Origin of the sequence: Mesorhizobium sp. M0136, from assembly GCF_040322515.1 — a bacterium.
Classification (GTDB): Bacteria; Pseudomonadota; Alphaproteobacteria; order Rhizobiales; family Rhizobiaceae; genus Mesorhizobium.
Genome location: NZ_JAMYTP010000009.1, coordinates 75,232 through 98,440, shown reverse-complemented (window position 1 = coordinate 98,440; position 23,209 = coordinate 75,232). Strand labels below are relative to the sequence as shown.

The window sequence follows — 23,209 nt, the reverse complement described above, 5'->3', positions numbered from 1 at the left end:
CGGCCAAAAGATCCTGAAGGAAACGCTATGACCGGCAAGACCGCGTTTGAGACCAGGTATGGCTTTGCCCGAAACCAAGTGCTGCTCGGCAATTGGCGGGAAAGCCCGTTCAGCCGGTGGTCGTTCCAGAATGTCGGCGAGCTGGTGCCGAGCGCTGCCGTGACGGCAAGGCCGGGCAGCAGCGAGGCGCCGGCGCAGGATTTCGGCGGGCTACTTGGCGAAAAGGTCGCCCTTGCAGGCGGCGCGGAGACTGTCGCGGCGTTTCTCGCGCGCTCCGATACCGACGCGCTGACGATCATGAAAGCCGGCAAATTCGTCGGCGACTGGTTCGCACCGCATATGGAGTTCGGTTCACGCCACATCGTCTTTTCGATCAGCAAGTCGCTGACCGCCATTGTTGCCGGCATATTGGAAGGCGAGGGGATTTTCGATCCGCAGGCTCCGGTAAGCCGCTACCTGCCCGAAGCCCCCGGCTCGGCCTATGGCGATGCGCGTGTGCGGCACGTGCTCGACATGAGTGTCAGCCTCGATTTCGAAGAGGCCTATCTCGATCCGGAAAGCGCCTTCGCCCGCTATCGCCGTGCCATGCTGTGGAATCCAGGCGGGGGCACCGAGAGCCTGGCCACTTTCCTCACGACGCTGCAGGGCCTGACCGAGCCGCATGGCCGGACATTCCGCTACCTTTCGCCCAATTCCGACCTGCTCGGCATCCTGCTCGAACGCGCGTCTGGCCAGCGTTTCGCCGATCTGATGCGCGAGAAATTATGGGAGCCGCTCGGCGCCGTCGGCGACGCCTCGGTGACAGTCGACATGGAAGGCACGGCGCGTACGGCCGGCGGCATTTCGGTGACACCGCGCGACCTTGCGCGCGTCGGCGAGATGATGCGGCAAGGTGGCGTGGCCAATGGCCGCCGCGTCGTGCCGGAAGCCTGGATGCGCGACACGACCGAAACCGGCGGTGACGCCGAGGCATGGCGGCGCGGCACGATGGCGTCCCTGTTTCCGCGTGGCCGGTATCGCAACAAATGGTACCAGACGGGCGCGGCAAGCGGCGCCTTCTGCGGCATCGGCATCCACGGCCAGTGGCTTTACGTCAATCCGATGGCCGAAATTGTGATCGCAAAGATGTCGTCGCAGCCGGTACCGGTCGACGATCCGCTCGATCTGGATATGATTTCTTTCTTCGAGGCGCTGAGCCGGATGGTCTGATCCGATCCGTACCGCTTATGCAGCTTTCCTGTGGACCTTTCAGCGGGTTGAAAACGCTGCGGTTGGCGCAGCGGGCGTCTCCGCCTATGGTCGCTGCTCTTTTCGACCAACGACAGGTAGGACATGGCATCCGACATCAAGCGCATCGCAACCATCATAGCCGCCGAAATCGGCGCGCGGCCCGAACAGGCTGCGGCGGCGATCGGTTTGCTGGACGACGGCGCGACAGTGCCGTTCGTGGCGCGTTACCGCAAGGAGGTCACCGGCGGCCTCGACGACACGCAGCTGCGCGATCTTGCCGAGCGGCTCGCCTATCTGCGCGAACTCGACGCGCGCCGCGACACCATCCTTGGTTCGATCCGCGAGCAGGGCAAGCTGACCGAGGAGCTTGAAGCGAAAATCGCTGCTGCCGTGACCAAGGCGGAACTCGAAGATATCTACCTGCCTTACAAGCCGAAGCGCCGGACCAAGGCGGAGATCGCGCGCGAGCGTGGGCTGAGCCCGCTGGCGGAAGCTATTCTCGCCGACCGTACGGCCATGCCCGCCGAGCTGGCGCTGGCCTACATCAGCGAAGACGTGGCAGACGCCAAGGCAGCGCTCGAGGGTGCGCGCGACATCCTGTCCGAGCAGTTCGCCGAGAATGCCGACCTGGTCGGCAGATTGCGGACTTATATGAGGGAACGCGCATTCCTGCGGTCGCGCGTCGTCGACGGCAAGCAGGAGGCCGGCGCCAAATTTTCGGACTATTTCGACCATGTAGAGCGCTGGGCCAACGTGCCGAGCCATCGCGCGCTGGCCATGCTGCGCGGCCGCAACGAGGAGGTTCTGTCGCTCGACATCGAGGTCGATGCCGACGATGCCTCGCCGGTGAAGCCGGTCGAGCGGATGATTGCCGATGCTTATGCCATCGGCCGCCAGTTGCCGGGAGACCGCTGGCTGATGGAAGTAGCCTGCTGGACCTGGCGCATAAAGCTGTCGCTGCACCTGACGCTCGATCTGATGCGGGACTTGCGTGAACGGGCCGAGGAAGAAGCGATCCATGTCTTCGCCCGCAATCTCAAGGATTTGCTGCTTGCCGCCCCTGCCGGCTCACGGCCGACGATGGGCCTCGATCCGGGCATTCGCACCGGCGTCAAGGTGGCGGTGGTGGACGGCACCGGCAAGCTGCTGGCGACGACGACGGTCTATCCGTTCCCGCCGAAGAATGATGTCCGCGGCACGCAGGCCGAACTGGCCAAGCTCATCCGGCTGCATAAGGTCGAGCTGATCTCGATCGGCAACGGCACCGGCAGCCGCGAGACCGAAAGGCTGGTGGCCGACATGCTGGCTGACATGCCTGCCGGGTCCGGGCCGAAGCCGCTCAAGGTGATCGTCAGCGAAGCCGGTGCCTCGGTCTATTCCGCCTCGGCAACGGCGGCGGCGGAATTTCCCGGCCTCGACGTGTCGCTGCGCGGGGCGGTGTCGATCGCCCGGCGCCTGCAGGATCCGCTCGCCGAACTGGTCAAGATCGAGCCGAAGTCGATCGGCGTCGGCCAGTATCAGCACGACGTCGATCAGTACCGCCTCGGCCGCTCGCTGGAAGCGGTGCTCGAGGATGCGGTCAACGCCGTCGGCGTCGACCTCAACACGGCGTCAGCGCCGCTTCTGGCGCGGGTTTCGGGTCTCGGCGCATCGCTGGCCGAGGCGATCGTTGCGCACCGGGACGCGAGCGGCCCGTTCGCCAACCGCCGCGAACTGTTGAAGGTCTCCCGCCTTGGACCCCGCGCGTTCGAGCAATGCGCCGGCTTTCTGCGCATTCCCGACGGCAGCGAGCCGCTCGATGCCTCCGCCGTGCATCCGGAAGCCTATGGCGTGGCCAAGAAGATCGTTGCGGCCTGCGGGCGCGACGTTCGCTCTCTGATGGGCGACAGCGCCGCACTCAAGGCGCTCGATCCGCGCGTCTTCGTCGATGAGCGCTTCGGCCTGCCGACGGTGCGCGACATCCTGGCGGAGCTGGAAAAGCCCGGCCGCGATCCGCGCCCCGGCTTCAAGACCGCGACCTTTGCCGATGGCATCGACGACATCAAGGATCTGAAGCCCGGCATGCAGCTTGAAGGCACCGTCACCAATGTCGCGGCCTTCGGTGCCTTCGTCGATATCGGCGTGCACCAGGACGGATTGGTGCACGTCTCGCAACTGGCTGATCGGTTCATCAAGGACGCGCATGAGGTGGTCAAGGCCGGCGACGTGGTCAAAGTGCGTGTCGTCGACGTCGATATCAAGCGCAAGCGCATCGGCCTGTCGATGCGCAAGGATGGCGACGGTGGCGCACCGAAGCCACGCGACAATGGCAGCAGGCCGGTGCCGCGCGCGCCGGCGCCCCAACGCCAGCCGGAGCAGCCGGCGCAGCAGGGCGCGTTCGGCGCCGCGTTGGCCGATGCGTTGAAGCGGAAATAATTTCGCGAGCCGGGCTATGGCAGGTCAGACGGCGGCGCTCGACATTGATGATCCATCACCAATGCTCATGGATCGGCGAAGCTATTTCGTTTGATTTTTTCAGGACGGGAGCCGATAAGCCGCGCGTTTCAAGATTTCTGTTTCGATGCATGTCGTTATCTCCAGGCTGCCGAACACCCTCGGGTCAGGCCCGCGGGCAAGCTTTGGGCGACATGCATGAGTTTGGGAGACCGAGAGCCATGGCCGCCGACAAGAACGCATTCGTCTGGGATGATCCTTTCCTGATCGAGGACCAGCTTTCGGAGGACGAGCGCATGGTGCGCGATGGCGCCGCGGCTTTTGCCGCCGACAAGCTCGCTCCGAAGATCGAGGAAGCCTACCTCGAGGAAAAGACCGACGCCGGGATATTTCGCGAAATGGGCGAGGCGGGTCTGCTCGGCATTACCATCCCCGAGGAATATGGCGGGCTCGGCGGCAACTACGTCACCTACGGGCTGGTCGCGCGGGAAGTGGAGCGGATCGATTCCGGCTATCGCTCGATGATGAGCGTGCAGTCGTCGCTGGTGATTTATCCGATCCATGCCTATGGCTCGGAAGAACAGCGCAGGAAATACCTGCCGAAGCTGGCGTCGGGCGAATGGATCGGCTGCTTTGGCTTGACCGAACCTGATGCCGGTTCCGACCCGGGCGGCATGAAGACGCGGGCCGAGAAGACCGCGAACGGCTACAGGATCTCCGGCTCGAAAATGTGGATTTCCAACGCGCCGATCGCCGATGTTTTCGTCGTCTGGGCAAAGTTGTCCGACGAAAGTGGGGGCGCGCATGACAACCAGATTCGCGGCTTTGTCCTGGAAAAGGGCATGAACGGGCTGTCGGCACCGAAGATCGGCGGCAAGCTGTCGCTTCGCGCATCGATCACCGGCGAAGTGGTGATGGAAGGCGTCGAGGTCGGCGAGGACGCGCTGCTGCCCAATGTCTCGGGCCTGAAGGGTCCGTTCGGCTGTCTCAACCGGGCGCGCTACGGCATCTCCTGGGGTGCCATGGGCGCGGCCGAGGATTGCTGGCACCGCGCCCGCCAGTATGGCCTTGATCGCAAGCAGTTCGGTAAGCCACTGGCCGGCACGCAGCTTTTCCAGAAGAAGCTCGCCGACATGCAGACTGAGATCGCGCTCGGCCTGCAGGGAAGCCTGCGCGTCGGGCGGCTGATGGATGAAGGGAAGATGGCGCCGGAGATGATCTCGCTCGTCAAGCGCAACAATTGCGGCAAGGCGCTCGACATCGCCCGCCAGGCCCGCGACATGCATGGCGGCAATGGCATCCAGATCGGCTACCACGTCATGCGCCACGCCCAGAACCTGGAAACCGTCAACACCTATGAGGGCACGCATGACGTGCATGCGCTGATCCTCGGACGGGCTCAGACCGGGTTGCAGGCGTTCTTTTAGGGTTCAGGCTCCGCTTCCAGGATGCCCGTAACTGGTATCTCCCTTCGCAAAGCGGGAGATCGGCAACTTTCGTCGACCATGCCACATTTTGTTCTTGCTTTGTGCCGGCAGCTATGCTACTAATTTGGATATGGTGCTAATTGGCTCCAACGACCCGCCCGCCGAGGCGGGTTTTTCTTTTCCGCTGTTTTCGACGAAGCATCGCGTGTGCTGCCGATCATCGATATCGGCGGGACAGTGCCCGGTGCTGACCCGCCGCACTTCGGCTCTGCAGCGTTGCAACGTTTTGCCGCCACACTGCGGAATCCAGGGGTCGGCGCTCCGTTTCGTGAAGCTATGAAAGCTGCTTAATTTAGGTGCAGCGCAACATCTCTGCTTGGAGAATGCTCAGCATTCGTGGCAGGGTTCAGCGAACTCCTTTTGAAACGCCGACTTCAGGGGCACCATGGCAATTCTGGCAGCCGTCTATCACCTGACCCACTACAAATACGACCGGCCGGTCGTATTAGGCCCGCAAGTCATAAGGTTGCAGCCCGCGCCGCATTCCCGCACGAAAGTGCTTAGCCATTCGCTGAAGGTCGGGCCGGCAAACCACTTCGTCAATTTGCAGCAGGACCCCTACGGTAATTTCCTGGCCCGCTTCGTCTTCCCCGAGCCGGTGACGGAACTGAAGATCGAGGTCGATCTCGTTGCCGACATGACGGTCTACAATCCGTTCGATTTCTTCGTCGAGCCCTCGGCCGAGACGTTTCCGTTCGAATACCCCGAAGAGATCAGGGACGATCTGACCATCTACCGGACGCCGGAACCGGCGGGGCCGCTGTTGGAGGCATTCCTCAAAACCCTCGACCGCGGCCCGACCAACACCGTCAATTTTGTCGTCGACCTCAATGCGCGGCTGCAGCGCGAGATCGCGTATATCGTGCGCATGGAAACCGGCGTCTTCTCGCCCGAGGAAACGCTGGCCGCCGGCAAGGGGTCGTGCCGGGATTCCAGCTGGCTCCTGGTGCAGATACTGAGGAACCTCGGCATCGCTGCGCGCTTCGTTTCCGGCTACCTGATCCAGCTGAAGCCCGACCTCGTCGCGCTTGACGGACCGCCCGGCACCGCCGTCGACTTCACCGATCTCCATGCCTGGTGCGAGGTGTATCTGCCGGGCGCCGGTTGGATCGGCTTCGACCCGACCTCCGGCCTGCTCACCGGCGAAAGCCATGTGCCGCTCGCGGCAACGCCGCATTTCCGCAATGCTGCGCCGATCTCCGGCATGGCGAGCTTCGCCAATGTCGAGTTCGGCTTCGACATGCGGGTCGACCGCATCGCCGAGCATCCGCGCATTACCAAGCCGTTTTCCGACGAAAGCTGGCAGGCGCTCGATGCGCTGGGCAACCAGGTTGACGCCGCGCTTGATGCCGGCGACGTGCGGCTGACCATGGGCGGCGAGCCGACCTTCGTCTCGATCGACGATTTCGAGGCTGCAGAGTGGAACACCGCCGCCGTCGGGCCAACCAAACGCGAAAAGGCCGATGCGCTGATCCGCCGGCTGCGCGAGCGCTTCGCGCCGGGCGGCTTCCTGCATTACGGGCAAGGCAAGTGGTACCCCGGCGAAAGCCTGCCGCGCTGGACCTTCTCGCTCTACTGGCGCACCGACGGCGAGCCGGTGTGGAGCGACCCGTCGTTGATCGCGCATGAAAAGAGCGAGGCGGATGTCGGACCGATGCAGGCCGAGAGCCTGCTGACCGCGATTGCCGACGAACTCGGCATCGACAAGACGATGGTCAGCGAAGCCTATGAGGATCCCGCCGAATGGCTGCTCAAGGAAGGCAAGCTACCGGACAACGTCGATCCTTCCAATTCGAAGTTGGAGGACCCGGAGGAGCGCAGCCGCATGGCGCGGGTGTTCGAACGCGGGCTGACCAAGCCGTCGGGCTATGTGCTGCCTGTCCAGCGCTGGAACAGCCAGGCGTCAGGACCGCGCTGGCGCTCGGAGAAGTGGAAGACGCGGCGCGGCAGGCTGTTCCTGGTGCCGGGAGATTCACCGGTCGGTTACCGCCTGCCGCTCGGCACGCTGCCTTACGTGCCGCCGGCACAGTTCCCCTACATCGTGCCGGTCGATCCATCGCTGCCGCGCGGATCGTTGCCGGCGCGTGAGGCGATCTTGCCCGGTTCTGTTTCTTCGCCCGCTCCGGCCGAACTTGAAGGCGCCGACGAAATGGCGCGACGCCAGCAGGCCGTTTCCTTCACGCCCGCCACCGCCCAGCAGGACCGCGCCAAACAGTATAGCACCGAGCTGGGGGGCGCCGGGCGCAGGGCGCTTTCGGTCGAGCCGCGCGACGGACGGCTTTGCGTTTTCATGCCGCCGGTCGAGGCGCTGGAGGACTATCTCGAACTGGTCGCGGCGGCGGAGAACGCGGCAAAGGCTATTGGCCTGCCTGTGCATATCGAGGGTTACGGCCCGCCGCACGATCCGCGCCTCAACGTCATCCGTGTGGCACCCGATCCCGGCGTTATCGAAGTCAATATCCACCCCGCCGCGAATTGGCAGGATTGCGTGGCGACGACCACGGCGATCTACGAGGAGGCGCGGCAGACGCGGCTTGGCGCCGACAAGTTCATGATCGACGGCCGCCATACCGGCACCGGCGGCGGCAACCACGTCGTCGTCGGCGGCGCAACGCCCAATGACAGTCCGTTCCTGCGCCGCCCCGACCTGTTGAAAAGCCTGGTGCTGCAGTGGCAGCGGCATCCGTCGCTGTCCTATCTGTTCTCCGGCCTGTTCATCGGCCCGACCAGCCAGGCGCCGCGCTTCGACGAGGCACGCCACGATTCGCTCTACGAACTCGAAATCGCGATGGCGCAGGTGCCGCATCCGGACAAGGGCGCGGCACCCCTGCCGTGGCTGGTCGACCGGCTGTTCCGCAACCTTCTGACCGACGTGACCGGCAATACCCATCGCTCGGAAATCTGCATCGACAAGCTGTTTTCGCCGGACGGGCCGACCGGCCGGCTCGGGCTGGTCGAATTCCGCGGCTTCGAGATGCCGCCCAACGCGCGCATGAGCCTGGCGCAGCAATTGCTGGTGCGCGCCATCATCGCTCGGGCCTGGAAGAACCCGCTCGACGGCCGCTTCGTGCGCTGGGGCACCTCGCTGCACGACCGTTTCATGCTGCCGCATTATGTCTGGGCTGACTTTCTCGATGTGCTGGACGACCTCAAGCTGAACGGCTTTGCATTCCGTCCGGAATGGTTCGACGCCCAGCTCGAATTCCGCTTCCCGTTCTGCGGCGAGGTCCAGCATGCCGGTATCAAGCTGGAGCTCAGGCAGGCGCTGGAGCCGTGGCATGTCATGGGCGAGCAAGGCGCGATCGGCGGCACCGTGCGCTTTGTCGATTCCTCCGTCGAGCGGCTGCAGGTGAAGACCGAGGGGCTCAACCCGGAGCGTCACGCGGTCGTCTGCAACGGCCGCCTGGTGCCGATGAAGGTGACCGACAACCGCGAGATCGCGGTGGCCGGCGTGCGCTTCAAGGCCTGGCAGCCGGCGTCGGGCCTGCATCCGGCGCTGCCGGTCAACACGCCGCTGGTCTTCGACATCTATGACCGCTGGTCGGGCCGCGCGGTCGGCGGCTGCGTCTACCACGTCGCGCATCCCGGCGGGCGCAGCTACGACACGTTCCCCGTCAACGGCAACGAAGCGGAGGCGCGGCGGCTCGCCCGCTTCGAGCCGCGTGGCCATACGCCGTCCAGCTATGTGCTGCGCAACGAAGAAGCCTCTGAAGATTTCCCGATGACCCTTGACCTTCGGCGACCGCAAAGACTCTGATCAGCCATGGCGAAGGGGAATCACAAAAGGCTGCGCAGCAAGCCGCAGACCCACAGTCTGCTGGAGCACTACCAGCCGATCGACGGCGTCGTCGACGAGATGGTCGATGCGTCAGGCAATCCGCGGCCGGCCTGGCGGCACTTCATCGAGGCGCTGGAGGACCTGGGGCCGGAAAAGCTTGCCCAGCGCTTCGCCCGCGCCGACCAATACCTGCGCGACGCCGGCGTCTACTACCGCGTCTATGACAAGGCCGGCGCCAACGAGCGGGAATGGCCGCTGGCGCATGTGCCGTTGCTGATCGAGGAGCAGGAATGGGCTGACATCAGCGCCGGCCTGGTCCAGCGCGCCGATCTGTTCGAGGAGACCATCGCCGACATCTACGGGCCGAACCGGCTGGTCGAGAAAGGCATTCTGCCGGCCGGATTGATCGCGGCCAGCCCGGAATATTTGCGGCCGGTCGTCGGCACCAGGCCGGCCAGCGGCCATTTTCTGCATTTCTGCGCCTTCGAGCTCGGTCGTGGCCCGGACGGCCGCTGGTGGGTGCTTGGCGACCGCACACAGGCCCCATCTGGCGCCGGCTTCGCACTGGAAAACCGCGTCGCCACCACCAGGGCGCTGTCCGACATCTACGGCGAAATGCATGTGCACCGCCTGGCCGGCTTCTTCCGCCGTTTTCGCGATGCGCTGATCGGCATGGCCAAGCAAGCCGGTGGCCGTGTCGCCATCCTGACGCCGGGACCGCTGAACGAAACCTATTACGAACATGCCTATATCGCCCGCTATCTCGGCATCATGCTGCTCGAGGGCGAGGACCTGACTGTCTCGAGCGGCAGGCTGATGGTGCGCACCGTTTCGGGGCTGATGCCGGTGAGCGTCTTGTGGCGGCGGCTCGACGCCGCCTTCGCAGATCCGCTCGAACTGCGGCCGGACTCGCAGATCGGCACGCCGGGGCTGGTCGAAGCGGTCCGGCAGGGGGCGGTTTCGGCCGTCAACGCGCTGGGCTCCGGCCTGATGGAGACACGCGCGCTGCTCGCCTTCCTGCCGAAGATTTCGCGCGCCCTGCGCAATGAGGAGCTGCTGCTGCCGACCGTCGCGACGTGGTGGTGCGGGCAGGAGGCGGAGCGCGAGCATGTGCTCGCCAATATCGATAGCATGGTGATCGGTCCGGCGCTATCAGCGCGGCTCGCCTTCGAGGATGACGGCTCGACCAAGCTCGGGTCAGCGCTGTCGGTCGAGGAGCGGGCCGAACTCGTCGCCCGGATCGAACGGGACGGCGGCGACTTCGTCGGCCAGGAAGCGGTGACGCTATCGACCACCCCGGTCTATGTCGGCGGCTGGCTGGAGCCGCGGCCGGCAAGCCTGCGCGTCTATCTGGCGCGGACGCCCGAAGGCTGGACCGTGATGCCGGGCGGTTTTGCCCGTGTCGGCTTTTCGCTCGACCCGACGGCCATCGCCATGCAGCGCGGCGGCCAGGCGGCGGATGTCTGGGTGGTCAGCGACAGGCCGGTGGAGCGCGAGACGCTGCTGCCGCAGGAGCACGACAGCTTTACCCGAACCTTGCCAGGCAGCCTGCCCAGCCGCGCGGCGGAAAACCTGACATGGCTTGGGCGCTATATCGAGCGGTCGGAAGACACGGTGCGCATCCTGCGCGCCTACCATGTGCGGCTGGCCGAGACATCCGATCCCGAGATGCCGCTGCTCGCCGATATCAGGGACCATCTCGCGCCGTTCGGCATCGATGTCGAGACGGCAATCCCATTGGGGCTCATCAGCACCCTGGACAGCGCCGTCTACAGTGCCGGACAGATCCGAGACCGTTTCTCGCCGGATGGCTGGCTGGCATTGAAGGATCTGTCGAAGACCATCCATCAATTTGCCGCGACGGTGGCGCCGGGCGATGACGCGACAAGGGCAATGACGGTGATCCTGCGCAAGCTGGCCGGGTTTTCCGGCCTGCTGCACGAGAACATGTACCGCTTTGCCGGCTGGCGTTTCCTCGAAATCGGCCGCAGGCTCGAACGCGGCATCCAGATCGCCCGCACGCTCGCCCGGCTGACCAGAGCCCAGGCGCCTGAAGGCGCACTCGACATGATGCTGGAGATCGGCGACAGCGTCATGACGCACCGTCGGCAATATCCGGTGCAGGCGGGGCGGCGCACGGTGGTCGACCTTCTGGCGCTCGATCCGCTCAACCCGCGCTCGATCCTTTTCCAGCTCGAACGGCTGAAGGCCGAAATCGCGCTGCTGCCCTCCGTCGGCGCTGAAGGCCATATGTCGCCGGCGGCCAAGGAAATTCTGCAGCTCAACACGTCGATCGCCATCAAGGAGCCCTCGGACATGACGGCCGAGGCCCTCGGCGATCTCGCCAATGAAATCGGCGGGCTCTACAACAGCCTCGCCAAAGCCTATTTCGGGTAGAGACAGCATGCTCTACGACATCAGGCTTCACCTGCGTTACGACTATGATGCGGCGGCCGGCGGCGGCCGCCATCAGGTGCGCGTGCTGCCGCCGACCATCCCTGGCGTGCAGCGCGTCGTCGCCGCTTCACTGTCCTTTGTGCCGGCGCCCAGCGAACGCTCCGACTTTTCCGACTTTTTCCGCAACAGTGTCACCTCGATCGCCTTTCGTGACGCGCATGATGCGCTCGACATCAGGATGAGCGCGCGTGTTTCAGTGTCGCGGCCGGAGCCCGGGCTCGACGTATCGCCGGACATACGCCGGCTGAGGGAAGAACTCGGCGCCGTGCACTCGCTGGCGCCGGCGTCGCCGCATCACTTTCTGGCCGCCAGCGATCATGCCGGCATCGACCCGGCAATCACTGCCTATGCGAAAGACAGTGCCGGCAGTTCGACAGTCGGCACGGCCATGGCTCTGTGCAACCGCATTCACCGCGATTTCACCTATGACGGCGAGGCGACCACCGTGCAGACGCGGGCCAGCGACGCCTTCGGCCTGAAGCGCGGCGTCTGCCAGGATTTTTCCCACATCATGATCGCCGGCCTGCGCGGCCTCGGCATTCCTGCCGGCTATGTCAGCGGGTTCCTCCGCACCATCCCGCCGCGCGGAAAGCCGCGGCTCGAAGGCGCCGACGCCATGCATGCCTGGGTCAAGGTGTGGTGCGGACGCGATGCCGGCTGGCAGGAATTCGATCCGACCAATGGCATGCGGGCAAGCAACGACCATATCACGGTCGGCTACGGCCGCGACTACTCCGATGTGGCGCCGATCGTCGGCGTGTTGAAAACCACGGGCGGGCAGGTCGGCGAACAGGCGGTCGACGTCATACCGGTCGTCCTAGAAAAGGCGTGATGACGCACGTCTTCGTTGCACGGCGGCGGCGATAGGCTGGAACCAAGAGATCAAGAGGCGGTGGAACCCGCAGCCGGCAAGCGGCTTATCTACGGAAATTCCGTGGAGAGGACATGCTGGACAAATCCGGATCGTCGTCTGGCCAATCGGCTGTGAGGAAAGCTGCACCAAAGAACGGGGTGCGGCAGAATGGAGCGCCGGAGAACGGCGCGCAAGCCTCGGCCGTTCGGGCCTCGCTCAATTATGTCATCGACACTGAACCCGGTATTCGCCGGCTGCGTTCGGGCAAGGGGTTCTCGTACAAAGGACCCGACGGGCGGATTGTCGACGGGGAGGCGCTGGCACGCATCAAGGCGCTCGCCATCCCCCCGGCCTGGACGGATGTCTGGATCTCGCCGGATGCCGACGGTCACATCCAGGCGACCGGTCGGGACCAGCGCGGGCGCAAGCAATACCGCTATCATCCGCACTGGGCCGAGGAGCGCGACGGCGTCAAATATTCGAGCCTGGTCGCCTTCGCCGAAGGCCTGCCCGAACTGCGGCGGCAGATCGACGTCGATTTGCGCCGTCACGGCCTGCCGCTGGAACGCGTCGTGGCGGCTATAGTCTGGTTGCTCGACAACACGATGATCCGTGTCGGCAATGCCGCCTATGCACGCGACAACAAGAGTTTTGGGCTGACCACGCTGCGGGACCGCCATGTCGACATCAGGGGCTCAAGCCTGCGTTTTGCCTTCGTCGGCAAATCCGGCAAGGAATGGAGATTGAAGCTTGTCGATCGCCGGATTGCCAAGGTCGTGCGCGGAGCGCAGGACTTGCCGGGGCAGAAGTTGTTTCAGTATCTCGACGAGGGCGGAAACAGGCATCCGGTGCGCTCAGACGACGTCAACCGCTATATCAGGGAGAATGCCGGAGCGGAGTTCAGCTCCAAGCACTTCAGAACCTGGGGCGGCACCATTCATGCCGCGTCGCTGTTTGCCCAAACCGAACGTCCCGAAAGCCAGGCGCAGCAAAAGCGGGTGATGAACAATGTCATCGACAAGGTTGCCGAGCGGCTCGGCAACACACGCGCGGTTTGTCGCCAATGCTACATCCATCCGGAAGTGTTCCGCGCCTGGTCCGAAGGACGGCTGCTCGACGAAATGGCGGATGCCAACAAAGGCAAGCGCTCGATCGCCGGCCTCGACAACGAGGAGGCCCTGGTCTTGAGATGGCTGAAGGCGAGAGAAAGCTGACGTCGGACCGCGGCGTATTTTTTTGTCGACGCCATGTCGGCATCGGTCCTAGTGTTTCGTCCTTTGACAGAGAAAAGGACGAACCATGCTCTACGCGATCCTCTGCTATGCCTCTGAAGACGTCGTCTGCTCCTGGAGCAAGGAGCAGGACGATGCCGTCATGGAAAAACTTCTGGGTGTGCAGGAAAAATATGCCCAGGCGGGCCGCCTTGGCCCGGTGGCGCGGCTCTTGCCGACGACCGCGGCGACGACGCTGAGGAAGGTCAAGGGCGAATCGATCGTCATCGACGGCCCGTTTGCCGAAACCAAGGAACAGTTCCTCGGCTTCTACACGCTCGAATGCGCCGACCTCGATGAGGCCGTCGACTTCGCGCGTGAGCTTTCCGAGGTCAACCCGAGCGGCGGCTCCTATGAAATCCGGCCGGTCTCGCTCTTCAATCCCGCCAAGGTTTCCGCATGACCGAACTCGCCTGGATCAGCACGGCAATCAGCACCGCTCGCCCGCAGGCGATGGGGGCATTGCTGCGCTACTTCCGCGACCTCGATGCCGCGGAGGAAGCATTCCAGGACGCCTGCCTGAGGGCACTGAACAACTGGCCGAAAAACGGTCCTCCGCGCGATCCGGCAGCGTGGCTGATCTTCGTCGGCCGCAACAGCGGCATCGATGCGGTGCGCAAGCGCGCCAAGCAGGCGCCGCTGCCGGAGGAGGACCAGATCTCCGACCTGGAAGATGCCGAGAGCGACGTCGCCGAGCGGCTGGACGGGGCGCATTACCGTGACGATATTTTGCGGCTGCTGTTCATCTGCTGCCATCCAGACCTGCCGGCCACACAGCAGATCGCCGTGGCGTTGCGCATCGTCTCCGGCCTGACGGTCAAGCAGATCGCCCGCGCCTTCCTCGTCGGTGAAAGCGCCATGGAGCAGCGTATCACGCGCGCCAAGGCGCGTATCGCCGACGCCGGGGTGCCGTTCGAGACGCCGGGAGCGGTCGAGCGCTCCGAACGGCTCGCCGCCGTCGCTGCCATGGTCTACCTGATCTTCAACGAAGGCTATTCCAGCAATAGCGGCGAGGCATCGGCGCGTGCGCCGCTTTGCGAAGAGGCGATCCGGCTGGCCCGGCTGCTGCTCAGGCTGTTCCAGACCGAGCCGGAGATCATGGGGCTGACGGCGCTGTTGCTGCTGCAACATGCACGCGCGCCTGCCCGCTTCGACGAGAACGGCGAGATCGTGCTGCTCGAAGACCAGGACCGCAGCCTGTGGAGCCGCAAGATGATCGATGAAGGCCTGGCGCTGGTCGATAAGGCGTTGCGCCATCGCAAGCCCGGTCCGTACCAGGTGCAAGCGGCGATCGCCGCACTGCATGCGCGGGCGGAAAAGCCCGAGGATACGGACTGGAACGAGATCGACCTGCTCTACGGCCTGCTCGAGCAGATGCAGCCGTCGCCGGTGGTGACGCTCAACCGCGCCGTCGCGGTCTCCAAGGTGCGTGGACCGGAAGCCGCACTCGCCATGATCGAGCCGCTGGAGGGGCGGCTTTCCGGCTATTTCCATTTCTTCGGCCTCAAGGGCGGACTGCTGATGCAGCTTGACCGCGGCGAGGAGGCGCGCGTCGCTTTCGACCGCGCCATCGCGCTTGCCAATACCGCCGCCGAGGCCGCGCATATCCGCATGCATATCGACCGGCTGATGAAAGAAGGCGCCAAGCAAACGGCGCATTGATCCGACGCCTTCGCCTGGTTCAACGGTCTGACCTTTGGTTAGACCATGCCGGGGTGGCGATTTTTCCCTGAAACGAGTAATGCCACGCCATGACAGCGCCTGGTGTGCCGACCGGCAGGTGGCGGGTATGGCGCAAGGCTTGGACCGACGCCATATGAGCGACGGGATCTGAAAGGGATGAAAATGACGATTGCGAAGGAAACGGCCGGGCTTCTGGCGAAACTGGGCGTTGCCGAAGGCGCGCTTACGGGCGGCGACCTCATCGTGCGCAGCCCGGTGACCGGCGAGCAGATCGCCGCGCTGAAGACCATCTCGCCGGCCGATGCGACGACGATCATCGACAATGCCTACAAAGCTTTCCTGGCGTGGCGGCAGGTGCCAGCTCCCAAGCGTGGAGAACTGGTACGGCTGCTCGGCGAGGAATTGCGCACACACAAGACCGAGCTTGGCCGGTTGGTATCGATCGAAGTCGGCAAGATCCCATCCGAGGGTCTTGGCGAAGTGCAGGAGATGATCGACATCTGCGATTTCGCCGTCGGTCTTTCCCGGCAACTGTACGGCCTGACCATCGCCACCGAGCGTCCCGGCCATCGCATGATGGAAACCTGGCATCCGCTCGGCGTCGTCGGGGTCATCTCGGCCTTCAACTTTCCGGTCGCGGTATGGTCGTGGAACGCAGCACTTGCGCTGGTCTGCGGCGACGCGGTGGTGTGGAAGCCATCCGAGAAGACACCGCTGACGGCGCTCGCCTGCGAAGCGATCTTCAAGCGTGCAGCAGAACGTTTCGGCGATGCGCCGAAGGGGCTGGCGCCGGTTCTGATCGGCGACCGCGCCGTCGGCGAGATCCTGGTCGATCATCCCAAGGTGCCGCTGGTCTCGGCCACCGGCTCGACGCGCATGGGCAGGGATGTCGGACCACGGCTGGCGAAGCGCTTTGCCCGTGCCGTGCTGGAGCTCGGCGGCAACAATGCCGGCATCGTCTGCCCGACGGCCGATCTCGACATGGCGCTCCGCGCCATCGCCTTCGGCGCCATGGGCACGGCCGGCCAGCGCTGCACGACGCTCAGGCGCCTGTTCGTGCATGAGAGCGTCTACGACCAGCTCGTCCCTCGCCTGAAGAAGGCCTATGAAAGCGTCTCGGTCGGCAATCCGCTGGAGACAAGCGCTCTGGTCGGCCCGCTGATCGACAAGGCTGCCTACGAGAATATGCAGAAGGCGCTGGAGGAGGCGGCTTCGCATGGCGGTAAGATAACCGGCGGAATGCGGGTCGAGAACGGCCATCCCGAGGCCTACTATGTGCGTCCCGCGCTGGTCGAAATGCCGCGGCAGGTTTCTCCAGTGACGGAGGAGACCTTCGCGCCCATCCTCTACGTGATGAAATATTCGGACTTCGACGCCGTGCTAGAAGAACACAATGCGGTGGGAGCGGGGCTGTCATCGTCGATCTTTACCCGCGACCTGCAGGAATCCGAGCGCTTTCTTGGCGTCGACGGATCGGACTGCGGCATCGCCAACGTCAATATAGGCACGTCAGGGGCCGAGATCGGCGGCGCCTTCGGTGGCGAGAAGGAAACCGGCGGCGGCCGCGAGAGCGGCTCCGATGCCTGGAAGGCCTATATGCGGCGCGCTACCAATACGGTGAACTATTCCAAGGCGCTGCCGCTTGCGCAGGGCGTGTCGTTCGACATCGATTGAAATGCCAGACCTCCGTCGCGGCGGCGCCAAGGCCGCCACGACGGCGTTCGGCTCGCGGTTCAGCTGGCTTCGGCAGATCCAACGCAATTGTCGAAGGCTGAATCGATGATGGCGAGCTTGACCGCCTGGGCGGTCATGTATTCCTGATAGAACTCGCTCGACACCCACATGACCGAATGACCGCGCTGGCCCAGCCAGCCAATGCTGCCAAGTTCTTCGGCAGCGCGCAATTTGCGTGACAGGTGGGTCCGGGAAAGCTTGAGCCAGTTCGCGAAATCTCCGATTGAGACCACACCAGCCGGAATTCGGTCCAGGTCGGCATGATCGGGATCGATGCCGGACATCAGCCAATCCATGACAATGCCGCCATTGTCGAGCCAGGTGAACAAGGAAAAGGTCTGTCTCGGCTCGCGCACGGCATGCGACGAAAGCAGGCCGTCAGCCACCAGCGGCTGCAGTTTGGCGAGCACGTCCGGTTGTCCGACGAATGCTGCCAGTCGAGATCCACCGTCCAGGCTGTCCAGCGTTTTCAGATGAGCCATGACCCAGCCGGCAACCGTCTCCAGAGTGCCCGCGACCGGCTCAAAGGGGCGAATGCGCCCGTGTTTAATCGGCAGATGCCGGATGAAACCGTAATGCAGCATCTCCTTCAGGAAGGCATCGGCGGTGTTGCGGCTGGCCACCGAATGCCGGCGGATGCCGTCCATGAACCGTGCGGACGTAAGTCCCTTGCGATGGTCGTCCGGCTCTCAATCGAAATACAAGGCAAGGCCGATGTGGGCCATCAGCCAGCGTTGTTGCGTGGCGAACACCGAAGCCAGCCGCGGGGTTGCTTCATAGGTCTGGAGCAGCGTCCGCGACTGAGCCTGGACGTGCCGACGCAATGCCGGATGGCTGGCAATGTCTTCAGAAACCAGCGCCATCCCCGCCGAGCCCAACCAAATTTGCAACTGGAAATACCGGTCACAATTTCAGCCTTCGCGGACCGTGTCCAGAGCCGGCACATCAGGATGCGAGCTGAATCCCGCCGGCTAGCAGTTACGCGACTTGGTCGCCGAGGCCCCGATCTCGCGACGCTGATCTTGCCGCGCGAGACTAGCCTGCTTGAACCCATAATGGTGGCTTCGCCTGGCCAGCCCGCATTCCCCGACGGAGAGGCGGAACCAACACCAGTTTTGCTCGTTGAAGAACGCCGATTGGACTGAGACAGTGAGGAATTACAAAATGGAGAATGGGCTTTTCGCCACGCCGCCTGCAGCGTTCCGAAAAACCGAGTCGGTTTGGCTACGGGCGCTCAAGTGGCTGTTACGCCGGGTGCGCAGCGCCTCCGACAGCTCCGGAACCATGTTGAAGCCAATCCTTGCCGGACCGGAGGATGGCGGGGTCCATTCCGCCTCGACGCGTTTGAGCCGATCTCGACGCGTTTGAGGCCGACCGCGCTGCGATTTTGACTCCAAAAATAGCCGCTCACATATTTTTTCTTTTTATGGCCGCCGCCGCAACCTCGCCCATAGCCGCTTCGAAGGCCGGCCACGGCGGCGTGTCGGCCTGATGCAGCAGGCGGGAACCATCGGGCATGCTTGGCTATTAGATACAGGCGGCTGCTGGTCTGCCGAGCCAGGAGCCATTGCTTATGATCATCGATCCCCCACCGAAAAGCGCCATCCCGGCATCAGTTCCGTCGGTCGATCCAAAAGCCGCCCCGACGCCTCGCAATGCCGAAGCAGAGGTCTTTTATATCGAAGCGATCCGCGAGCTTGTCGCGACCGGCATCCCCTTTCTCGTCGCCGGCACCTATGCCGTAAGCGCCTATACCGGGATCACCCGCCCGACCAAGGATCTGGACATTTTCTGCAAGGCCGGCGACTGCGCGCGCATCCTCGCCCATTTCAAGCAGATCGGCTACGCCGTCGTGGTTGAGGACGACCGGTGGCTCGGCAAAGTGTTCAAGGGCACGCATTTTTTCGACGTCATCTTCACCTCAATGAACGGCACAATGCCTGTCGACGACCAGTGGCTGGAGCATGCTCGCCAGGCCGAATTACTGGGCAGCCAGGTGCGGATCATCGGCCCAACCGAGCTTATCTGGTCCAAATGCTTCATCCAGGATCGTGGCCGCCACGATGGGGCCGACGTCGCGCATACCATCCTCAAGGCGCACGACCAGATCGACTGGCAAAGGCTGCTTTCCTACATGGAAGTCCATTGGGAAGTTCTGCTGATGCATCTCTTGAACTTCCGATGGATCTATCCGACGGAGCGCGACCGGGTGCCCGCGTGGCTGCTCGACGAACTGCTTGACCGGCTGGCCAAGCAGCGCGAATTGCCGCCTTCCCGGATGCGGATCTGCCGCGGGCGCATGCTTTCACGAACCGACTATGAGATCGACGTCAAGCAATGGGGCTTTGCCGACGTCGGCGGTGAAGGAGAATATAGCGATGGCTGACGGGCTCGAATCTGCTTCGGCAAAGGCGGAAAATGGCGGCACTCTCAAGGTCGCCGCCATCGGCGATCTGCATGTCGGCAAGGAGGACCAGGCCTCGTACCGCGACCTTTTCGGCGAGATGTCGCGTGAAGCCCAGGTTCTCGTGCTGACGGGCGACCTTACCAATCTCGGCAAGCCTAGGGAGGCCGAAATCCTTGCCGAGGAACTGCGTGCCTGCACGATCCCGGTCGTCGCCGTGCTTGGCAACCACGACTATGAGTCGGGCGCCGTCGAGCAGGTTACCGATATTCTGCGCCAGGCGGGCGTTCACCTCCTCGATGGCGAGGCGACGGAGATTCACGAGGTCGGGTTCGTGGGGGTCAAGGGTTTCGTTGGCGGTTTCGGGTCGCGCATGCTCGGCTCCTTCGGCGAACCGGCCATCAAGTCGATGGTGGCGGAAAGCGTGAACGAAGCGATGCGGCTTGAAAACGCGATGCGGCAGGTCCGCGCCAAACGCACGCTTGTCGTTCTGCACTACGCGCCTGTCGTCGAGACGGTCGAAGGCGAGCCGCTGGAGATCTTCCCGTTTCTCGGTTCGTCACGTCTGGCCGAGACGATAGACCGGTTCCAGGTCAGCGCGGTTGTGCATGGTCATGCGCATCGCGGCGCTTACGAGGGCCGCACGCCGGGCGGGGCGTCGGTCTATAACGTTGCCATGCATGTCGCCAAGCCGACCGGCCGCCCCTACGCCATGCTCGAAATCTGACAGGCGGCGCCACTGGCGCAGGCAATCGCAGTACACACTGCAGAACGATCACGGCAATTGCCGGCTAAAAAGCCGTCCGCTTCGGTGGAATGTCGTTTTCATCCGGGTTGGGAACGGGGTCCTCGTCGGGGAGCCTGTCGGGGTCCGGCTCACGCACGGGCTTGGGATCGGGAATAGGAGGCGGTGGCACCGGCGTCGGTGTCGGCTCGGGTGTGGGAATAGTGGCCATCGTAATCATCTCCTCTTGGCGCAGAACAACGCAACAGGTCGGCTGGTTCCCGGCTTGCCCGTTTTTGGAAAACCACACCGTCGCACTTGCCGGTCAGCCCATTTCGGGATTCGGCTGGCTGCCACCCGACTTGCTTGACCGCAGCAGCAGCGCCAGCGGAACCAGCAGGGCGGTTGCCACCGCGCAGTAGCGGAAGACATCGACATAGGCGAGCAGCGTGGCCTGGCGGGCGATCAACTGACCAAGCCAGCCGATCGCCTGCTGCTTCGCCTCGACCATCGGCGAACCCTGGGCGACGAAATGCTCAGTCGCCTGCCGAAGCGCCTGCTGATAGGCGGGCGACGATTGGACGGTGTTGCCGACCAGATTCGATTGATGGATCTGGGAGCTTTGCGCAATGACGGTGTTGGATAGCGAGACGCCGATGCTGCCGCCGATATTGCGTGCAACGTTGATCAGCGCCGATGCCTGGTTGGTCTTCTGCGGGGGCAGGCCGACATAGGCCGCGGTTGAAATGGGAATGAACAGGAACGGCAGCCCGACCATCAGGAAAACACGGGCAAAGGCAAAGAAGCGGAAGCTGGCGTCCGGAGTAAGCGAGGTCATGTGCCAAAGGGCCACTGCGACCACCGACATGCCCATCATGATCAGATATTTGGGCTGCACGATGCTGCCTACAAATCCGGACACCGGCATCAAGATCAGCATGGCGATGCCGCCCGGCATCATCGAAAGGCCCGAGAGCGTCGCGGTGTAGGCAAATGTCGTCTGCTGCAGCTGCGGCACGATCTGGGTGGTGCTGAACAGGATAGCACCGACTGCCATCATGACCAGGAACGCCGTGCCGAACTGGCGCGTGAATAATAGGCGCATGTCGACGACCGGATCGCTGCGACTGATTTCCCATGGGATAAGCAGCAGGAACGCGATCGCGGAAATCACTGCGAAAGTGGTGATGAAATTCGAGGCGAACCAATCGTAGCGCTGGCCCCGGTCGAGAAAGATCTCCAAGCACCCCAAGGCTATCGCCACCAGGACGAAACCGACCCCATCGATCTTAAGGCCGCCTTTCAGCCGTTCCTTGCGTTCGCGTTCGAGTACGTCCGGTTCGACCAACAGCCACTGCACCAGCGCCAGCGACAGGATGCCGAACGGCACGTTGATGAAGAAGATCCAGTGCCAGGAGAAATGGTCCGTCAGCCAGCCGCCGATCGTCGGCCCGACCGTCGGCGCGACGATGACCGCAATGCCGTAAAGCGCGAAGGCCTGCGAGCGCTTTTCTGGCGGGAAGGTATCGGCAAGGATCGATTGCTCGCTTGGCGCCATGCCGCCGCCGCCGAGTCCCTGAAGGACCCTGAACAGGATGAGCAGTTCCAGGTTGGGTGCCAGTCCGCACAGCAGCGACGCGACGGTGAAGGTCGCAACGCAGAGCATGTAGTAGCGCTTGCGGCCGATGACGTTTGCCAGCCAGCCGCTGACCGGGATGATCACCGAGTTGGCAACGAGATAGGTGGTAATCACCCAGGTGCTTTCGTCCATTCCGGCCGCCAGGCTGCCGGCGATATTGCGCAGGGCGACATTGGCGATCGAGGTGTCCAGCACCAGCATGAAAGTGGCGATGGAGACGACGACGGCGATAAGCCAGGGATTGTGCGTCCCGGCGGCGGATCGGCTTTCGCCCTGATTTCTGGCGGTTTCGCCGTTCATCGCACCTTGACCGTCGGCACCACCGACAGACCTGGACCGAGAAGCACATCCGGCGGCTTGTCGAAGACGATCTTGACCGGCACGCGCTGCACCACCTTGACGTAATTGCCGGTGGCATTTTCAGCCGGCAGGAGGCTGAAGGCGGTGCCGCTGCCGGCCTGGATGCTGTCGACGCGGCCATGGAAGGACTTGTCCGGGTAGGCGTCGATGTCGATGTCGACCGGCTGTCCCTGCCGCATCAGATCGAGCTGCGTCTCCTTGAAGTTGGCCTTCACCCAGACCTCGTCGGGAACGAACATCATCAATACCTGGCCGGGTTGGGCGTAGGTGCCGTTCGCGGCGGAAATGCTCGTTGCGCGCCCGGCTGCGGGTGCTGTGATAGTCGTGCGCGACAGCGTCGTGCGGGCTTGCTCCTGGCTGGCCTTGGCCTGCTCGAGCTGCGCCTCGGCGCTCCTGGCCTGTGCCTGCAAGACCGAAACCTGGCTTTTTGCCGAGGCGACATTGGCCTCGGCGCTGTCCAGCGCGGCCTGGTCCTGACGCAACGTCGATGCCGCCTGCTGCGCCTGCTGCTGCGTTGCCGTGCCCCTGGCCAGGAGTTCGCGGTTGCGTTGATCCTCGGCCTTGGCGAAATCCAGCGCTGCCTTGGCCTGGGCAACCTGCCTCTGGGCAGCGTTCACCTTCGCGTTTTGAGCCTCGATCTGGGCGGTGACATTGACGATTGCGGCCTCGGCCGCAGCGACGCCGGCATCGGCCTGCTTCAGGTTTGCCTGATAGTCGCTGTCATCGATACGCAGGAGGACATCGCCGGCCTGTACATGCTGATTGTCGGTAACCGCCAGCTCGGTAACGCGGCCGGCTATTTGCGCGCCGATCGTCACCGTGCGCGCGTCTATGAAGGCGTCGTCGGTCGATTCGTACTGGCGAGCGTTCAGCCACCAGATCGCGATGCCTGCCGCGCCCAGCAACAGCGCAAGTGCTATCGCTGCGGCCGCATAGGGATGGCGCCTGGGAAAGCCGAGCAGACCGGCCTTTCGCTGCGAGGCATTCCCGTCGGGCTTTTCCTGCCGGGGCTCTGCCGATCGCCCACGAGATTCTCGCACCCGGGCCGGTTGCTCCCGAGTTTCATTTACAGGCTCGACGTCTTGCTCGACGCTTTGAGGCTTCGTGTCCAACGGAATTGCTTTCAAGACTGATATTGCAGCCGCCGAAGCGGACG

General features: G+C 63.9%; 15 protein-coding genes and 1 pseudogene. 12 read left to right on the top strand and 4 right to left on the bottom strand.

Features of this window, described 5'->3' with window-relative positions; translation table 11 throughout:
• Positions 1-27 precede the first annotated feature (27 nt).
• The 10 genes from NKJ35_RS13185 to amaB all read left to right on the top strand — a co-directional run bounded on the left by NKJ35_RS13185 (position 28) and on the right by amaB (position 16,866).
• Entirely contained in the window at positions 28-1,209 is a 1,182-nt protein-coding gene (locus NKJ35_RS13185) for a serine hydrolase domain-containing protein (RefSeq protein ID WP_352647536.1), read from the top strand.
• A gap of 123 nt (positions 1,210-1,332) precedes the next feature.
• On the top strand, positions 1,333-3,645 hold the full coding sequence (locus tag NKJ35_RS13180; protein WP_352647534.1) for a Tex family protein: 2,313 nt from the start codon (positions 1,333-1,335) through the stop codon (positions 3,643-3,645).
• A 239-nt stretch (positions 3,646-3,884) separates the two neighbouring features.
• The gene (locus tag NKJ35_RS13175; protein ID WP_352647532.1) at positions 3,885-5,090 is read left to right on the top strand and encodes an acyl-CoA dehydrogenase; all 1,206 of its coding nucleotides are present in this window, start codon (positions 3,885-3,887) and stop codon (positions 5,088-5,090) included.
• Between the two features lie 445 nt (positions 5,091-5,535).
• Positions 5,536-8,907 carry a transglutaminase family protein gene (locus NKJ35_RS13170; RefSeq protein ID WP_352647530.1) on the top strand — a complete coding sequence of 1,124 codons (3,372 nt, stop codon included), beginning with the start codon at positions 5,536-5,538 and terminating at the stop codon, positions 8,905-8,907.
• Positions 8,908-8,913: 6 nt separating this feature from the next.
• On the top strand, positions 8,914-11,325 hold the full coding sequence (locus NKJ35_RS13165) for a circularly permuted type 2 ATP-grasp protein (protein WP_352647528.1): 2,412 nt from the start codon (positions 8,914-8,916) through the stop codon (positions 11,323-11,325).
• Between the two features lie 7 nt (positions 11,326-11,332).
• Positions 11,333-12,217 (top strand): transglutaminase family protein, encoded by an 885-nt coding sequence (locus NKJ35_RS13160; RefSeq protein WP_352647527.1) that lies wholly within the window; start codon positions 11,333-11,335, stop codon positions 12,215-12,217.
• 113 nt (positions 12,218-12,330) lie between these two features.
• On the top strand, positions 12,331-13,452 hold the full coding sequence (locus NKJ35_RS13155; protein WP_352647525.1) for a DNA topoisomerase IB: 1,122 nt from the start codon (positions 12,331-12,333) through the stop codon (positions 13,450-13,452).
• 85 nt (positions 13,453-13,537) lie between these two features.
• Positions 13,538-13,912 (top strand): YciI family protein, encoded by a 375-nt coding sequence (locus tag NKJ35_RS13150; RefSeq protein WP_254817007.1) that lies wholly within the window; start codon positions 13,538-13,540, stop codon positions 13,910-13,912.
• Positions 13,909-15,171 (top strand): RNA polymerase sigma factor, encoded by a 1,263-nt coding sequence (locus NKJ35_RS13145; protein WP_352647523.1) that lies wholly within the window; start codon positions 13,909-13,911, stop codon positions 15,169-15,171. Before NKJ35_RS13150 ends, NKJ35_RS13145 begins: the two co-directional genes overlap by 4 nt.
• A 183-nt stretch (positions 15,172-15,354) precedes the next feature.
• Positions 15,355-16,866, top strand: coding sequence for an L-piperidine-6-carboxylate dehydrogenase (amaB, locus tag NKJ35_RS13140; RefSeq protein ID WP_352647723.1), 1,512 nt, complete (start codon positions 15,355-15,357; stop codon positions 16,864-16,866).
• A gap of 59 nt (positions 16,867-16,925) precedes the next feature.
• Here amaB and NKJ35_RS13135 read toward each other — a convergent pair.
• Positions 16,926-17,789: pseudogene (locus NKJ35_RS13135) on the bottom strand (hypothetical protein).
• 710 nt (positions 17,790-18,499) lie between these two features.
• Here NKJ35_RS13135 and NKJ35_RS13130 point away from each other — a divergent pair.
• Positions 18,500-19,312 carry a nucleotidyltransferase family protein gene (locus NKJ35_RS13130; RefSeq protein WP_254817010.1) on the top strand — a complete coding sequence of 271 codons (813 nt, stop codon included), beginning with the start codon at positions 18,500-18,502 and terminating at the stop codon, positions 19,310-19,312.
• Positions 19,305-20,057: a metallophosphoesterase family protein gene (locus tag NKJ35_RS13125; RefSeq protein WP_352478321.1), complete on the top strand. Its 753-nt coding sequence runs from the start codon at positions 19,305-19,307 to the stop codon at positions 20,055-20,057. Before NKJ35_RS13130 ends, NKJ35_RS13125 begins: the two co-directional genes overlap by 8 nt.
• 64 nt (positions 20,058-20,121) lie before the next feature.
• Here NKJ35_RS13125 and NKJ35_RS13120 read toward each other — a convergent pair whose 3' ends face one another.
• From NKJ35_RS13120 to NKJ35_RS13110, 3 genes are all read right to left on the bottom strand, one after another.
• Positions 20,122-20,286 (bottom strand): hypothetical protein, encoded by a 165-nt coding sequence (locus NKJ35_RS13120; protein WP_352478323.1) that lies wholly within the window; start codon positions 20,284-20,286, stop codon positions 20,122-20,124.
• 93 nt (positions 20,287-20,379) lie between these two features.
• On the bottom strand, positions 20,380-21,993 hold the full coding sequence (locus NKJ35_RS13115) for a DHA2 family efflux MFS transporter permease subunit (RefSeq protein ID WP_352647520.1): 1,614 nt from the start codon (positions 21,991-21,993) through the stop codon (positions 20,380-20,382).
• Positions 21,990-23,093, bottom strand: coding sequence for an HlyD family secretion protein (locus tag NKJ35_RS13110; protein ID WP_352647518.1), 1,104 nt, complete (start codon positions 23,091-23,093; stop codon positions 21,990-21,992). The genes NKJ35_RS13115 and NKJ35_RS13110 overlap by 4 nt, the downstream gene beginning before the upstream one ends.
• Between the last annotated feature and the right edge of the window lie 116 nt (positions 23,094-23,209).

Excerpts from the sequence above, each read along its gene's own strand:
- NKJ35_RS13185 (WP_352647536.1), top strand. The coding sequence starts at position 28 with ATGACCGGCAAGACCGCGTTTGAGACCAGGTATGGCTTTGCCCGAAAC.
- NKJ35_RS13180 (WP_352647534.1), top strand. The coding sequence starts at position 1,333 with ATGGCATCCGACATCAAGCGCATCGCAACCATCATAGCCGCCGAAATC.
- NKJ35_RS13175 (WP_352647532.1), top strand. The coding sequence starts at position 3,885 with ATGGCCGCCGACAAGAACGCATTCGTCTGGGATGATCCTTTCCTGATC.
- NKJ35_RS13170 (WP_352647530.1), top strand. The coding sequence starts at position 5,536 with ATGGCAATTCTGGCAGCCGTCTATCACCTGACCCACTACAAATACGAC.
- NKJ35_RS13165 (WP_352647528.1), top strand. The coding sequence starts at position 8,914 with ATGGCGAAGGGGAATCACAAAAGGCTGCGCAGCAAGCCGCAGACCCAC.
- NKJ35_RS13160 (WP_352647527.1), top strand. The coding sequence starts at position 11,333 with ATGCTCTACGACATCAGGCTTCACCTGCGTTACGACTATGATGCGGCG.
- NKJ35_RS13155 (WP_352647525.1), top strand. The coding sequence starts at position 12,331 with ATGCTGGACAAATCCGGATCGTCGTCTGGCCAATCGGCTGTGAGGAAA.
- NKJ35_RS13150 (WP_254817007.1), top strand. The coding sequence starts at position 13,538 with ATGCTCTACGCGATCCTCTGCTATGCCTCTGAAGACGTCGTCTGCTCC.
- NKJ35_RS13145 (WP_352647523.1), top strand. The coding sequence starts at position 13,909 with ATGACCGAACTCGCCTGGATCAGCACGGCAATCAGCACCGCTCGCCCG.
- amaB (WP_352647723.1), top strand. The coding sequence starts at position 15,355 with ATGACGATTGCGAAGGAAACGGCCGGGCTTCTGGCGAAACTGGGCGTT.
- NKJ35_RS13130 (WP_254817010.1), top strand. The coding sequence starts at position 18,500 with ATGATCATCGATCCCCCACCGAAAAGCGCCATCCCGGCATCAGTTCCG.
- NKJ35_RS13125 (WP_352478321.1), top strand. The coding sequence starts at position 19,305 with ATGGCTGACGGGCTCGAATCTGCTTCGGCAAAGGCGGAAAATGGCGGC.
- NKJ35_RS13120 (WP_352478323.1), bottom strand. The coding sequence starts at position 20,286 with ATGGCCACTATTCCCACACCCGAGCCGACACCGACGCCGGTGCCACCG.
- NKJ35_RS13115 (WP_352647520.1), bottom strand. The coding sequence starts at position 21,993 with ATGAACGGCGAAACCGCCAGAAATCAGGGCGAAAGCCGATCCGCCGCC.